This is a genomic window from Xenorhabdus griffiniae (assembly GCF_037265215.1).
Classification (GTDB): domain Bacteria; phylum Pseudomonadota; class Gammaproteobacteria; order Enterobacterales; family Enterobacteriaceae; genus Xenorhabdus; species Xenorhabdus griffiniae.
The window spans coordinates 3,487,978-3,501,319 of the sequence record NZ_CP147737.1 but is presented as its reverse complement, the minus strand read 5'-3'; the positions used below and the strand labels follow the sequence as shown (position 1 = coordinate 3,501,319).

The following is a 13,342-nucleotide window of genomic DNA, read 5'->3' as shown; positions in this document are numbered from 1 at the left end:
TTGATAAATATCAATGAATGAGAATCTGCGTTGCAGATTTAAAACTAATACCGATTTTAACACCAATACAGAATTTAAATGTTTTGGGGTAAGCATATGCAACAGAAACATGCTTTTGTCATTGCAGGTACAGGTAGTGGGTGTGGTAAAACCACCGTCGCTCTCGGCATCATGCGAGCCTTGATGAACCGTTCACTGCGGGTACAGCCGTTTAAAATCGGGCCTGATTATCTGGATGGTGGCTGGCATCATGCTGTGACGGGCGTTGCTTCACGTAATCTTGATGCTTTCATGCTACCCGAACTCATCCTGAATGGTTTGTTTAACCAAGTTATGGCTGAACAAGATATTGCCGTAATTGAAGGGGTGATGGGGTTATATGATGGCTATGGTACTGATCCCAATTATTGCAGTAGTGCGGCAATGGCAAAGCAACTTGGCTGTCCAGTGGTTTTATTGGTGGACGGGAAGGCGGTTTCCACCTCAATAGCCGCTACAGTGATGGGGTTTCAGCAATTTGATCCAGTGGTCAATATTGTGGGCGTGCTGATCAATCGCGTCAATCGCGATAGCCATTTTCAGTTATTAAAGCAGGCAATTGAGGGCTATTGCGGTATCCCTGTTTTGGGGCGGTTGCCGGTGATGCCAGAGGTTACCCTTCCTTCCCGCCATCTCGGTCTGATCTCTGCGCAAGAGCAAATCAGCCAACGCGAAGAATGCTGGATTCGCCTGGCTCAGCAGATCGAAGCCGCAGTGGATTTGGATAAGTTGCTGACATTAACCCAGCTATCTTCCTTGCCAAAAGGCAATATTGATTCTCTTGTTGATCCTGTGATGGGGCAAGGCTTAACGCTGGCTCTGGCAGAAGATGAGGCATTCCACTTCTATTATCCTGATAACCTGTTGTTGTTGGAAAAAGCGGGTGTGACTATCAAACGGTTTAGTCCCCTGCATGATCATCGGTTACCTGAATGCCAGATGATCTATTTGGGGGGTGGATACCCTGAGATTTATGCTCAGGCCCTGTCTTGCAATCATGCCATGCATACGGCATTACGTCAGGCGCAGCAAAAAGGCATTCCCATTTATGCGGAATGCGGCGGTTTGATGTATCTCGGCGATACCCTGATTGATGCAGATGGTGTTCGGCATGGCATGGTAGGGTTGATTGCCGGTGAAAGCCAGATGGGAGATCACCTGAAACGCTTTGGTTACTGTGAAGCCATGGCGCTGTGTGATACGCCTGTAGTGGCGAAAGGGGAAACGTTACGCGGGCATGAATTCCATTATTCGGATTTTATCACGGCCCAATCACCCGTTTTTCAGTGTGTTAAATGGAGTGATCCAAAAGAAACCTTAAAAACAGTGCAGAAAAGCTGGCTGGGAGGCTATCAGAATGGCAATACCCTGGCGAGCTATCTGCATATTCATTTTGCTCAACGCCCCCATTTGCTCCGGCGTTGGCTGATGATGGCACGGAGGCTGTTATGACCGTCTTATTGTGGTTTGCGGCTTTTATTCTGGATATGAAATTGGGTGATCCTCCCCATTGGCCGCATCCAGTGCGCTGGATGGGGCAACTTACCAACCAAATTGAGCAACTTATTCGCCGGATTTGCCAAACTGAAACCGACTTGAAATGGGGCGGTGTACTGTTATGGCTGGTGGTTGTAGGGAGTGGCTGGCTGGCGAGCTATTGGGTTTTGCAATTGGCCTATGGCGTGACGTTCTGGCTGGGATGTTTGGTTGAAGTTTGGCTGATTTATACCGTATTGGCCGGACGTGGCTTAGGCGATGCGGCAAACGCTGTTTATCAGGCATTGCGTCAGGGAGATTTAGCGGCCAGCCGTCAACAGCTTGGCAAAATTGTCGGTCGGGACACTGGCCAATTACAAACACCACAAATCAGCCGTGCCGCAATTGAAACCGTGGCAGAAAACAGCGTGGATGGTGTGATTGCTCCATTGTTCTTCTTAATGCTTGGTGGTGTTCCACTTGCCATGGCTTATAAGGCAATCAATACCCTTGATTCAATGGTGGGCTATAAAACACCCCACTATCGGGCATTGGGGATGTTTTCGGCACGTATGGATGATGTGGCGAATTGGCTGCCTGCCCGCTTGGGCTGGCTTCTGCTGGCAATGGCCGCGAAATGGCAGGGATTGAATTTTAGGCAGGCGTTACGCATTGGCTGGCGTGATCGTTACCAACACAGTAGCCCCAATAGTGGCTGGCCGGAAGCAACTGTAGCAGGGGCATTGGGTATCCGTCTTGGCGGGCCGAATGTCTACTTTAATCAGCTTGTCGAAAAGCCGTGGATTGGTGATGCAAGGCGTGAAGTCACGCCTAATGATATCCCACAGTCTGTTCAGATGATGGTGGTGGCATCCGTGATAGCACTCCTGCTGTTTGCGCTGCTGCATAGTCTGGTCAGTGTAATGGTGTAAGGAGGGAACAGCATGAATGATTACATCCGTCAACCCCAACAGATCGAAAGTAATAGCTTTGCCATTATCAGCCAGATTATTTTCGAATCGTGGCCTGATTATCGTTTTGTGGATGCGGATCAAGAAGCGGTGATCAAACGGGTGATCCATACCACGGCTGATTTTGACTGGCTTGATATTCTCTATTTTTCCCCTGATGTTTTGCGCCATATTCGCGACGGTATCTTGCGTGGTTGTACGTTATATACCGATACGACAATGGCGCTATCAGGCATCAATAAAACGCGTCTGGCTCAATATGGCAGCGAATGCCGTTGTTATGTCAGCGATCCCCGTGCCATACAAATGGCAAAAGCCCAGCAAATCACACGTTCAATGGCAGCAGTCGATCTGGCTTTGCAAGAAGCGGGGGAGAAGATTTTTGTCTTCGGCAACGCCCCGACTGCGCTGTTTCGTTTGATGGAACATCAAGTTGCCCCGATTGCTGTCGTTGGTGTGCCAGTTGGGTTTGTCGGCGCAGAAGAGTCAAAAAATGTCCTGATCAATAGCGGGTTAAATTGCATTGCAGCAAAAGGGCGTAAGGGGGGCAGTAATATTGCTGCCGCCATTATCAACGCCATTCTGTATCGGATGCCGGAGGTCAGGCATGAATGAAATCAGTGATACGCAGGCCAATGACCTCGGAATGGTTTGGCATCGGGGCAAGCAGTATCGCAAGGGCTACACCACAGGATCTTGTGCCACAGCCGCTGCCCGGGTTGCTGCATTGATGATCTTGCGCCAGCAGATTATTCACCAGGTTTCGATTGTCACGCCTTCTGGTGTCACCTTGGCCTTGAATGTCGAACAACCCTTGATTGAGGGACAGCAGGCGGTTGCCGCTATCCGTAAAGACGGTGGCGATGATGTGGATGCAACCCACGGTATGTTGATTTTTGCCCGTGTTTCCCTGAATGACAGCGGTGTGATCACACTGGATGGCGGTGAAGGCATTGGCAGGGTAACGCGAGTGGGGATTGGTTTGCCGATAGGCTGGGCAGCCATTAATAAAACCCCTCGCCATACCATCGAAGAAGCGGTACGGGAGGTCATCGGTTCGCACCGTGGGGCAGATATCGTCATCTTTGCTCCAGAAGGCGAGGAACGGGCGAAGAAAACCTATAACGACAGATTGGGAATTAAGGGGGGCATTTCGGTTATTGGCACGACAGGCATTGTGACACCGATGTCGGAAGAGAGCTGGAAACGTTCTCTGGCACTGGAATTAGAAGCCAAACGAGCCGCTGGGTTGGATCGCATTATTTTTGTACCAGGAAATCACGGTGAACGTTTTGTCAGTCAGCAGTTGGGTATTGATGCGAATTATGTCGTCACAATGAGTAATTTTGTCGGTTATATGTTGCAGGAAGCTGTGCGTCTGGAGTTCCGCCATATCGTTCTGGTAGGACATGTCGGCAAGTTGGTGAAAATCGCTGCCGGTATTTTTCATACCCACAGCCATATTGCTGATGGTCGCATGGAAACTCTGATTGCCAATCTGGCCTTGATAGGAGCACCTTTCGAACTGATTCAGGCCGTGGATCAATGTGATACCACCGAAGCGGCCATTGAGTTGATTGCAGAACGAGGCTGGCAGGCTGTATACCAACAGATTGCCCGTAAAATCTGCGGGCGTATTGACCAAATGCTACGTTTCGCCAGTGGTAAGCCGCAGTGTGATGCCATTCTCTTCTCTTTTGATAACCAGATCTTGGGCTGCAATCGGCTTGTGGACTCGATAGTGAAGGATTTTATGGAGGATTGCCGATGATCACCGTTGTTGGTATTGGCCCCGGCGCTGCTGCAAACCAAACACTGGCGGCGTTGGAAGCAATCAGACAGGCGGAAGTATTGGTCGGAGGAAAACGCCATCTTGCCGAATTTTCTCATTTCAACGGGGAAACCCGCCGTTTGGATGCTGATGTAGATGGATTGATGCAATGGCTTGAACAGAATCAGCATCGGCAAATTATTGTGCTGGCATCGGGTGATCCTCTCTTTTATGGCATTGGCAAACGGATCACTGAGCATTTTTTTGGACAAAATATCCGCATTATCTCTGGCATCAGTTCAATCCAATATTTATGCGCCCAAATTTTGCTGGATATGAACGACATTTATCTCACCAGCAGCCACGGGCGCAAACCGGATTTTGATTGGCTCCTGCAACACGAAAAAATCGCCATGGTAACGGATGACGCCATTGGCCCTTACCAGATTGCGCAAGAAATTCTGGCACGCGGGCAGCAGCGGCGCATGGTGATTGGTAAAAATTTATCCCATGAACAGGAACAAATTATTTGTTTGCAGGCGGAACAGGTTGTGCAACGCGGCGACATTGATTATGGCCTGAATGCAGTGGTGATTTTAAATGGTGAACCTGAATGAAAGATGAACTGTTTTTGCGCGGTCATCGCATCCCCATGACCAAAGAAGCCGTTAGGGCGCTGGCATTGGAACGATTGGAACTGGAAAAAGCCCACCGTTTTATCGATGTTGGTGCAGGTACAGGTAGCGTCAGTATTGAAGCGGCCTTGCGCTATCCCGAATTGGATATTCTTGCCATCGAACGCAAGGAAGAGGCCCTGTTATTGCTTGCTGAAAATATTCGGCATTTTGGCTGCCATCGGGTTTGTATCCAGTCTGGTATTGCCCCTATTCCATTGGACAATACCGTGGATGCTATTTTCATTGGCGGAACGGGAGGGTATCTGACAGAAATCATTGATTGGGCATTATTGCACCTGAACTCAGGTGGACGTTTAGTCATGACTTTTATCCTGCTGGAAAACTTCACGCAAGCATTATCGCACCTGAAATCTTGTCGGGTGACAGCGCTTGATGGGCGTGAAATTCAGGTGGGAGAACTGACGGCACTAGGGCAAGGACATTATTTCAAACCCAACAATCCCACTTATTTACTGTCCTGCCAGAAAGAGTCTGAGCAAAAGGAGGGGGATGATGCCTGAATATATTAATTCTGAACCGATAGATAACGTCAGTTTTGATCCTGAAAAAGTCTGGTTTGTTGGTGCGGGGCCAGGGGATAAGAGCTTGATTACCCTGAAAGGCTATCAATTATTACGTCAGGCGCACGTGGTGATTTATGCCGGCTCGTTGGTTAATCGGGAGTTACTGGATTATTGCCGTGCAGATGCCGAATGCCATGACAGTGCGAGATTGACGTTAGCGGAAATCACGGCATTGATGGTAAATGGCGTGAAAGCGGGCAAATTGGTGGTTCGCCTGCAAACGGGGGATTTATCGCTGTTTGGCTCCATACGTGAACAGGCCGAAGAACTGGCAAATCATGCTATTGGTTTTGTTTCTGTGCCCGGAGTGAGTTCGTTTCTTGGGGCTGCTGCACAGTTGGGCGTGGAGTACACCGTGCCCGAAATCGCGCAAAGTTTGATTATCACTCGTATGGAAGGCAGAACGCCAATGCCGCCACGCGAAACGTTGGAAGCCTTCGCTGCTCACCAAACTTCAATGGCGATCTTCCTTTCGGTACAAAACATAACAGAGGTTGTGGCTCGGTTGATTCAGGGAGGATATGGACAGGAAACCCCGGTTGCGGTGGTTTACAAGGCAACCTGGCCGGATTGCCAGATAGTGCGGGGAACATTGGCGACGATTGCTGAACAGGTACGCAGCGCCGGCATCCATAAAACGGCCTTGATCCTGGTAGGGGCTTTTCTTGGCGAAGAGTATCACTACTCGAAATTGTACGATGCGAGGTTCAGCCATGAATACCGTAGCGCCTAACTTAATCTTATCTAAGACTGAGTTACCTAAAATAATGTCACCTAACAAAGAATATGCCTTGTTTTGCCTGACAGAAGGGGGAATGGCATTGGCTCGTCGTTTGCGAACCCACTTAGCGGTGGATTGTTTCACTTCCCCGGACTTGGTGGCAAGTGACGTTATAGATGGTGGTAACGGGTTCAAGGCATTTGAAGGCGGTTTTGCCAATACGGTACGCAAGGTATTCACCCAATATGGTGCGTTGATCATGGTTGGCGCGACGGGGATTGCCATTCGGATTATCGCTCCTCTGCTCAAGGACAAAATGACTGATCCAGCGGTCGTCGTATTGGATGAAAAAGGACAATTTGCTATCAGTTTATTATCGGGACATATGGGAGGCGCGAATAAACTGGCACAACAAATTGCAGATATTCTCGATGGTCAGGCGGTGATCACCACTGCAACCGATGTTAACCAGGTTGCCGCATTGGATCTGTTATCGCAAGAAATTGATGGGACAATGGAGAATTTCCGGACGAATGTCAAAACCGTTAATCAAATGCTGGTTAATGGCAAGCGGGTAGGAATATGGTGGCACCCGAACTTGAGTGATGAAAAAGATCGCTATGACACGCGTGGGTTTATTCCCGTTGACTCTCTGGAAGAGCGGCCTGAGCTGGATGCTCTGGTATACATCAGCTATGAACGGACAAATCTGGCACTGGCAATCCCGACTTTTAAATTAATCCCCTGCCGTATTGTTGCAGGCATTGGTTGCCGGCGGGGTGTGGAAGCGGAGCGGCTCGCCGAATTATTAGATCGCCATCTGGCGGAACATAACCTTGAATCTTTGGCGTTAAAAGCCGTCGGCAGTGTTGAACTGAAAAAAAATGAACCGGCGTTAATTCAATTGGCACAAGGGCGCCAAATTCCATACCAAATCTTCTCTGTTAATCAGCTTGCTCAGTGTGAACAGACATTTCCGGTTTCTGAGTTTGTCCGAAAAACGGTGGGCATAGGCTGTGTCTCCCAACCTGTGGCCTGGCTAATGAGTCAGGGGCATCTGGTTGGCCATACCCTGCGTGAGCAGGGCGTCACCATCACATTAGGAGTATTGCATCCATGTTAACAGTCATTGGAATTGGTCCCGGCAGTGAAGCCATGATGACGCAGGAGGCGATTGCGGCATTGAAAGCGGCTGACATCGTGGTGGGTTACAAAACCTATACCCATCTGGTGAAACCACTGGTCGGTGATAAAGAAATTATCAAAACTGGCATGTGCAAAGAGATTGAACGTTGCCAGACAGCCATTGAGTTGGCTGAGCAAGGTAAAAATGTGGCGGTAGTTTGTAGTGGTGATGCGGGTATTTATGGCATGGCAGGCTTGATTTTGGAATTGGTCAGCCAGCAAAAGCGCAATGTAGACGTTAGGTTGGTGGCGGGAGTGACGGCAAGTACGGCTTGCGCTGCCTTGCTTGGTGCACCATTGATGCATGATTTTTGTCATATCAGCCTAAGTGATCTGCTCACCCCGTGGGAGGTCATTGAAAAGCGGGTTCAGGCTGCGGCAGAAGCCGATTTTGTGGTCTGTTTCTATAATCCGCGCAGTCGCGGACGGGAAGAGCATTTGGCACGGGCATTTTCCTTGATGGCGCCGTGGAAATCACCAGAAACGCCCGTTGGTGTGGTGAAAGCGGCAGGGCGCAAACAGGAAGATAAATGGCTGACGACTTTTGGCTCAATGGATTTTTCCCGTGTTGATATGCGCAGTCTGGTAATAGTGGGTAACCAGTCAACGTATATACGTGATGGCCTGATGATCACGCCGAGAGGATACAAGCTATGAGACAACCATTGATTCACATTTTTGGCGGTACGAGCGATGCCCGCCAGATTTGTGTGATGATGGATGTTGCCGGAATAGATTATGGCTTATCAGTGGCAACGCCGACGGGGGCACAGCAGGCGATGGGGGTTCGCGGTGAAATTGTTACCGGCAGGATGGAAGCCGAAGAGATGGCCGAATATTTGCGAAAGCGAGGGACGAAAATGGTCATTGATGCGTCCCATCCTTATGCTGAACGGCTGAGCCAAAACATTGTCGATGCTTGCCAAACGCTAGGCATCCCTCTTATTCGTTATATTCGTCCCAGCGATATTGATGCTATTGAACATCCCCTTATCTATAAAGTGGCAACTATTAAGCAAGCGTGTGAAATAGCAACCAGTTTGGCAACCCGTATTTTGCTGACAACCGGCAGTAAGCAATTGGCCGATTACGTGACGCACCTGCCAGGAAAAACCGTACTGGCCCGTGTATTGCCCACCGCAGAAGTTTTGGCGTTGTGTGAATCTTGTGGTTTGTCAGTTGATCAGATTTTTGCCCTGAAAGGGCCATTCAGTGCCGATTTCAATCGGGCATTTTACCAGTTTTGTCAGGCAGAGGTTGTAATTACCAAAGAGTCTGGTGAGCAAGGAGGATTCAGGGAAAAAGTGGAGCCTTGCCTTTCCCTTGGGTTGCCCTGCATTGTGCTTTGTCGCCCAGGGCAGCAATTTGCCGGAGAAGGGATCACGCAGGCCAATGGATTGGAAGAGATGGCACAGTTATTGGCGAATTTTGGTACGTAAATAAACCAATAAGGAAAAGCGAAATGAAAAAAGCATTATTGGTGATAAGTTTCGGAACCAGTTATCCCGAAACGCTGAAAAACAATATTGAAGCCTGTGAGCAGCAATTAGCCTCAGTGTTTCCAGACAGGGAACTATTTCGGGCCTTTACCTCTGGCATGATCATTCGCAAATTGCGTCAGCGCGATGGCATTCACATTGATACTCCCCACGATGCACTGACCAGATTGCATCACGCAGGTTATCACGATGTTGCTGTTCAATGCCTGCATATCATTAATGGCGATGAATATGAAAAAGTGCGGCGCGAGGTTGAGAAATTTCGCCCTCGTTTTAAGCGGTTGGTGCTGGGTACGCCTCTGCTTAGCCACTTTGATGACTATCTGCAATTGATGCGGGCACTGCGCCACCAGCTTCCGCGGTTGGCAGAGAATGAATGTGTCGTTTTTATGGGACACGGTACAACCCACCCGGCTTTTTCTGCCTACGCCTGTTTAGATCACCTGATGAGCCACTCCCATTTTCCGGCACGGGTAGGCGCGGTCGAAAGTTACCCCGAACTTCCTCTGATCATCAAAGGATTAAAAGAGCAAAAAATCCGCAAGGCTTATTTGATGCCATTGATGCTGGTGGCAGGCGATCATGCCACTAATGATATGGCTTCCAATGAAGACGACTCCTGGAAATCACAGTTGGAGGATGCGGGAATTGTTGCGATCCCCTGGTTACAGGGATTGGGAGAAAACCCGATGATTCGGCAGATGTTCGTCGATCACCTTGCCTATGCGCTTAATGATCAGGAGAAAGCCTTATGAACGAAACTGCAACAGCAGGAAAACTGTATGTTATGGGTGTTGGCCCAGGAGCCAGTGATCTGGTGACTGTACGGGCTGCGCGTATTCTTTCTGAGCTTGATGTGATCTATACCCCGACGGGAAAAAAAGGCACCAAAAGTCTCGCCCACTCCATCATTGAAGAATACCTTTCGCCGAACACTCACGTTTGCACTTATCACTTTTTAATGAAAGCCGACATGTCAGCAAAACAAGCGGTGTGGGACGAAGTGGCGCAAAATTTGAAAGAGGAAGTCGCGAATGGCAGGAAAGTCGGTTTTATCACTTTGGGCGATCCTATGTTGTTTAGTACATGGGTATTTCTTTTGCAGCGGTTGGTGTCGCAACAGATGACTTCTCCCTCATGGCTGGAAATTGTGCCAGGGATCACCTCATTTTCCGCTATTGCTGCCGCCAGTGCGATGCCACTGGCGATGGAAGATCAAACATTGGCTGTGATTGCCTGTACCGCTTCTGAAGCTGTCTTAGAGCAAGCATTACTCAATTACGACTGCATTGTCCTGATGAAAGTCTACTCGCGTTTTCCCCAGATCAGTGACCTGCTGCAACGTCACAATCTGTTAGAACATGCGTTGATGATGGCTGATGCGACTTTGCCGACTGAGCAATGTTGGCATAATCTCGCCACACTGTCCTTCAGCGAAAAAGAGAGGATGCAGGAATTATCATATTTTTCAACGATTTTGGTTAATAAAAACGGGCAGTTATCAAGGTAAGTGGTGAGGGTGGGTTAAAATACAGGAGAAAATAGAATGACATTATCGCTGATGGTTCAGGGAACGGCATCTGATGCGGGTAAAAGTGTGCTGGTAGCGGGATTTTGTCGGATATTTGCCCAAGATGGCTATCGCTGCACTCCCTTTAAATCACAGAATATGGCGCTTAATTCTGGGGTTACCGCAGACGGTAAAGAGATGGGACGAGCGCAGATATTTCAGGCGGAAGCAGCAGGGATTGCGCCGGATGTACGGATGAATCCTGTATTGTTAAAACCCACCAGCGATCGCAAGGCCCAGGTGGTTTTTATGGGGAAAGTGATGTGCAGCATGAATGCGGTGGAATATCACGAATATAAGCCGCAATTGCTCCAGCAGATTTTGATGGCATATAACGGGTTAGCGGCAGAAACGGATATCATGGTGTTAGAAGGGGCGGGCAGTCCGGCTGAGATCAATTTGCGTGATCGCGATATTGTTAATATGGGGATGGCTGAATTAGTGGATGCTCCAGTCATTTTGGTAGCAGATATTGATCGGGGTGGTGTATTTGCATCCATCTACGGCACATTAGCCTTGCTTAAACCTGCGGAAAAAGCGCGTATCAAGGGGGTGATCATCAATAAATTTCGCGGTGATATCGCCTTGTTGCAATCAGGCATCGATCAGATCGAAGCCTTGACACAAGTACCGATATTGGGGGTGTTGCCGTGGTTGGAGCTTGATCTGGAAGATGAAGACAGCGTCGCGTTACAGGTAGGTAAATATGATCGACAGCAACAAAAAACAGAAGACTGTCTGGATATTGCTGTCATCCAATACCCTCATATTGCCAATTTCACCGATTTCAATGCGCTGGCTGCTCAACCGGATGTGTTTTTGCATTATGTCTCCGAACCTTCTGAACTTCAGGAAGCCGATCTTATTATTCTTCCTGGCAGCAAGAATACATTGGCAGATTTGGCATGGTTGAAAAGCCAGGGTTTTGAGCAGGCAATTATCATAGCCCGGCAGAAAAATGTGCCGATTATCGGGATCTGCGGTGGTTATCAAATGTTAGGTAAGCAGATTGTGGATGGCGTGGAATCCGGCTTAACTCAAATGGCCGGATTAGGTTTATTGGATACACAAACCCACTTTGCCAATGAAAAGCAGACCGCGCAGGTTGAGGGCGTAGTTATGCCTGCATTGTCGGGTATGCTGAAACTATGCAGCGAACAACCCATTGCGGGCTATGAAATCCATATGGGAACTACTCGGCTTGGCCAGCAGGCAACACCTTTTGCTCAAATACATTGGCGCAATAGTGGGGAAAAAAATGGATTTGAGGGTGCAGTTGCTCAAGATGGGTTGGTAATGGGCAGTTATCTGCATGGCCTGTTTGATCAAAACACGTTTACCCGCCCACTATTAAATCAATTGCGTATCAGAAAAGGCGACGTTCCACTGGAAAATGGGGCGTTTAATTACTTCCAGCACAAAGAAAAACAATTCAATAGGTTGGCTGCCAGTATGCGTGAGCATCTGGATATCGCGCGGATTTATCAATTAATGCATGAACACACCTCTGGCGGAGTGATGCCATGATTTTGGTGACTGGCGGTGCTCGCAGTGGCAAGAGTAGCTATGCTGAACGCTTGCTCACTAAACAGTGCGAGCAAGTGTTATATATCGCGACGGCACAGGTCACAGATGAAGAGATGGCGGCGCGTATTAAGCGACATAAACAGGAGCGTCCAGCACATTGGCGAACCTGGGAAGGTCATCAAAATTTAGGCTCTGTTATCCGCCAGCACCGCCAACCCCAAGAGGGCGTTATACTAGAGTGTGTTACCACACTAATTGCTAACTTGTTGTTTGATTTATCGGATGGTGTATCACCTGATGAACTTGATTTCACTTCATTAGAGGTGATTATCCATCGTCAGATTGATGACCTGATTGATGCTAGCTTGATGTGTCCGATGCCAGTATATTTGGTGACCAACGAGTTGGGGATGGGCATTACACCTGAAAATCGACTGGCACGCCATTTTGTCGATATTGCTGGACGTGCCAACCAAAAGTTGGCACAAGCGGCTAAAGAAGTCTGGCTGATAGTTTCGGGCATTGGAGTCAAGATCAAATGAAACTGCATCTTTTTTGGGCCACACTACAGTTTATGACACGGCTTCCGATCCCCAAAAAGTGGGCGACAGGTGTCGATTTTCGTCAATATTGGCGTGGTGTGCCTTATTTCCCGTTGATTGGGTTCATTGTTGGTGGTCTGGCTGGGCTGGTATCACTTTCGATCAGCCAGTCGGGTGGGGGAATGTATATTGGTGCGATGGGTTATGTGTTGGCTTTGGTGTTATTGACGGGAGGCTTACATGTAGATGGACTGGCAGACACATGTGATGGGCTTTTTTCCTCCCGACAGCGTAAGGAAATGCTGGAAATTATGCGCGATAGCCGACTTGGAACGTATGGTGGTGTTGGGTTAATTTTCTGTCTTGCCCTCAAAACATTCGCTGTTGTTGAATTATCTTATCATCCTCCCTTTTATTTACTTGCCTTGTTGACCTGTGCATCGATTGTCGGACGAACAGCCGTGGTGCTTTTAATGTATGCGCAACGTGACGCCCGTGAAGGCGAGGGAATGGGAAGCAGTTACGTTGGCCAAATTAGCTTCTCTGCAACTACGCTGACTTTGTTGGCTGGTATTGTATTGGTGATGGTGCTGGGGAATTGGCAAACTTTGTCGGCAATGATGGTGTCATTGCTTGTGGTTTACGGGCTTGCCCTCTATTTCAATTATCGTCTTGGTGGACAAACGGGCGATACGCTGGGAGCTTCCATTGAGGTAGGGGAAGTTGTTTTTTTGCTGGCAATGATTTGGCAATAACGACCTATCAATGCTGTGTGGTCTT

General features: G+C 48.6%; 15 protein-coding genes. All 15 read left to right on the top strand.

What is annotated here, in order from left to right; genetic code table 11:
* Nucleotides 1-96: 96 nt before the first annotated feature.
* From WDV75_RS15670 to cobS, 15 genes are read left to right on the top strand one after another with little or no spacing between them, the layout of a single operon-like run.
* Nucleotides 97-1,491, top strand: coding sequence for a cobyrinate a,c-diamide synthase (locus WDV75_RS15670; protein WP_273570453.1), 1,395 nt, complete (start codon nt 97-99; stop codon nt 1,489-1,491).
* Nucleotides 1,488-2,447 (top strand): adenosylcobinamide-phosphate synthase CbiB, encoded by a 960-nt coding sequence (gene cbiB, locus WDV75_RS15665; protein ID WP_273570454.1) that lies wholly within the window; start codon nt 1,488-1,490, stop codon nt 2,445-2,447. Before WDV75_RS15670 ends, cbiB begins: the two co-directional genes overlap by 4 nt.
* Before the next feature lie 12 nt (nt 2,448-2,459).
* Nucleotides 2,460-3,101 (top strand): cobalt-precorrin-8 methylmutase, encoded by a 642-nt coding sequence (locus WDV75_RS15660; protein ID WP_273570455.1) that lies wholly within the window; start codon nt 2,460-2,462, stop codon nt 3,099-3,101.
* A complete protein-coding gene (cbiD, locus tag WDV75_RS15655) occupies nt 3,094-4,257 on the top strand; it encodes a cobalt-precorrin-5B (C(1))-methyltransferase CbiD (RefSeq protein ID WP_273570456.1) in 1,164 nt (387 codons plus the stop codon). The genes WDV75_RS15660 and cbiD overlap by 8 nt, the downstream gene beginning before the upstream one ends.
* Nucleotides 4,254-4,874 carry a cobalt-precorrin-7 (C(5))-methyltransferase gene (locus tag WDV75_RS15650; protein WP_273570457.1) on the top strand — a complete coding sequence of 207 codons (621 nt, stop codon included), beginning with the start codon at nt 4,254-4,256 and terminating at the stop codon, nt 4,872-4,874. Before cbiD ends, WDV75_RS15650 begins: the two co-directional genes overlap by 4 nt.
* Nucleotides 4,871-5,455: a decarboxylating cobalt-precorrin-6B (C(15))-methyltransferase gene (locus tag WDV75_RS15645; protein ID WP_273570458.1), complete on the top strand. Its 585-nt coding sequence runs from the start codon at nt 4,871-4,873 to the stop codon at nt 5,453-5,455. Before WDV75_RS15650 ends, WDV75_RS15645 begins: the two co-directional genes overlap by 4 nt.
* Nucleotides 5,445-6,251: a cobalt-precorrin-4 methyltransferase gene (locus tag WDV75_RS15640; protein ID WP_420497536.1), complete on the top strand. Its 807-nt coding sequence runs from the start codon at nt 5,445-5,447 to the stop codon at nt 6,249-6,251. The genes WDV75_RS15645 and WDV75_RS15640 overlap by 11 nt, the downstream gene beginning before the upstream one ends.
* Complete coding sequence (gene cbiG, locus WDV75_RS15635; RefSeq protein WP_420497537.1) at nt 6,232-7,362, top strand: cobalt-precorrin 5A hydrolase; 1,131 nt, start codon at nt 6,232-6,234, stop codon at nt 7,360-7,362. The genes WDV75_RS15640 and cbiG overlap by 20 nt, the downstream gene beginning before the upstream one ends.
* Nucleotides 7,356-8,081 (top strand): precorrin-3B C(17)-methyltransferase, encoded by a 726-nt coding sequence (locus WDV75_RS15630; RefSeq protein ID WP_273570460.1) that lies wholly within the window; start codon nt 7,356-7,358, stop codon nt 8,079-8,081. Before cbiG ends, WDV75_RS15630 begins: the two co-directional genes overlap by 7 nt.
* The gene (locus tag WDV75_RS15625) at nt 8,078-8,863 is read left to right on the top strand and encodes a cobalt-precorrin-6A reductase (RefSeq protein ID WP_273570461.1); all 786 of its coding nucleotides are present in this window, start codon (nt 8,078-8,080) and stop codon (nt 8,861-8,863) included. The genes WDV75_RS15630 and WDV75_RS15625 overlap by 4 nt, the downstream gene beginning before the upstream one ends.
* Nucleotides 8,864-8,886: 23 nt before the next feature.
* Nucleotides 8,887-9,678, top strand: a complete 792-nt coding sequence (gene cbiK, locus WDV75_RS15620) for a sirohydrochlorin cobaltochelatase (protein ID WP_273570462.1) — start codon at nt 8,887-8,889, stop codon at nt 9,676-9,678.
* The gene (locus WDV75_RS15615) at nt 9,675-10,433 is read left to right on the top strand and encodes a cobalt-factor II C(20)-methyltransferase (protein ID WP_273570463.1); all 759 of its coding nucleotides are present in this window, start codon (nt 9,675-9,677) and stop codon (nt 10,431-10,433) included. The genes cbiK and WDV75_RS15615 overlap by 4 nt, the downstream gene beginning before the upstream one ends.
* A 36-nt stretch (nt 10,434-10,469) precedes the next feature.
* Nucleotides 10,470-12,020 (top strand): cobyric acid synthase, encoded by a 1,551-nt coding sequence (locus WDV75_RS15610; RefSeq protein WP_273570464.1) that lies wholly within the window; start codon nt 10,470-10,472, stop codon nt 12,018-12,020.
* Nucleotides 12,017-12,562, top strand: coding sequence for a bifunctional adenosylcobinamide kinase/adenosylcobinamide-phosphate guanylyltransferase (cobU, locus tag WDV75_RS15605; protein WP_273570465.1), 546 nt, complete (start codon nt 12,017-12,019; stop codon nt 12,560-12,562). The genes WDV75_RS15610 and cobU overlap by 4 nt, the downstream gene beginning before the upstream one ends.
* Nucleotides 12,559-13,317: an adenosylcobinamide-GDP ribazoletransferase gene (gene cobS / locus WDV75_RS15600; protein ID WP_273570466.1), complete on the top strand. Its 759-nt coding sequence runs from the start codon at nt 12,559-12,561 to the stop codon at nt 13,315-13,317. The genes cobU and cobS overlap by 4 nt, the downstream gene beginning before the upstream one ends.
* The last annotated feature ends 25 nt before the right edge of the window (nt 13,318-13,342 follow it).

Excerpts from the sequence above, each read along its gene's own strand:
- cobS (WP_273570466.1), top strand. The coding sequence starts at position 12,559 with ATGAAACTGCATCTTTTTTGGGCCACACTACAGTTTATGACACGGCTT.
- WDV75_RS15650 (WP_273570457.1), top strand. The coding sequence starts at position 4,254 with ATGATCACCGTTGTTGGTATTGGCCCCGGCGCTGCTGCAAACCAAACA.
- WDV75_RS15670 (WP_273570453.1), top strand. The coding sequence starts at position 97 with ATGCAACAGAAACATGCTTTTGTCATTGCAGGTACAGGTAGTGGGTGT.
- WDV75_RS15660 (WP_273570455.1), top strand. The coding sequence starts at position 2,460 with ATGAATGATTACATCCGTCAACCCCAACAGATCGAAAGTAATAGCTTT.
- WDV75_RS15630 (WP_273570460.1), top strand. The coding sequence starts at position 7,356 with ATGTTAACAGTCATTGGAATTGGTCCCGGCAGTGAAGCCATGATGACG.
- WDV75_RS15640 (WP_420497536.1), top strand. The coding sequence starts at position 5,445 with ATGATGCCTGAATATATTAATTCTGAACCGATAGATAACGTCAGTTTT.
- WDV75_RS15610 (WP_273570464.1), top strand. The coding sequence starts at position 10,470 with ATGACATTATCGCTGATGGTTCAGGGAACGGCATCTGATGCGGGTAAA.
- cbiG (WP_420497537.1), top strand. The coding sequence starts at position 6,232 with ATGAATACCGTAGCGCCTAACTTAATCTTATCTAAGACTGAGTTACCT.
- WDV75_RS15615 (WP_273570463.1), top strand. The coding sequence starts at position 9,675 with ATGAACGAAACTGCAACAGCAGGAAAACTGTATGTTATGGGTGTTGGC.
- WDV75_RS15625 (WP_273570461.1), top strand. The coding sequence starts at position 8,078 with ATGAGACAACCATTGATTCACATTTTTGGCGGTACGAGCGATGCCCGC.
- cbiB (WP_273570454.1), top strand. The coding sequence starts at position 1,488 with ATGACCGTCTTATTGTGGTTTGCGGCTTTTATTCTGGATATGAAATTG.
- WDV75_RS15645 (WP_273570458.1), top strand. The coding sequence starts at position 4,871 with ATGAAAGATGAACTGTTTTTGCGCGGTCATCGCATCCCCATGACCAAA.
- cobU (WP_273570465.1), top strand. The coding sequence starts at position 12,017 with ATGATTTTGGTGACTGGCGGTGCTCGCAGTGGCAAGAGTAGCTATGCT.
- cbiK (WP_273570462.1), top strand. The coding sequence starts at position 8,887 with ATGAAAAAAGCATTATTGGTGATAAGTTTCGGAACCAGTTATCCCGAA.
- cbiD (WP_273570456.1), top strand. The coding sequence starts at position 3,094 with ATGAATGAAATCAGTGATACGCAGGCCAATGACCTCGGAATGGTTTGG.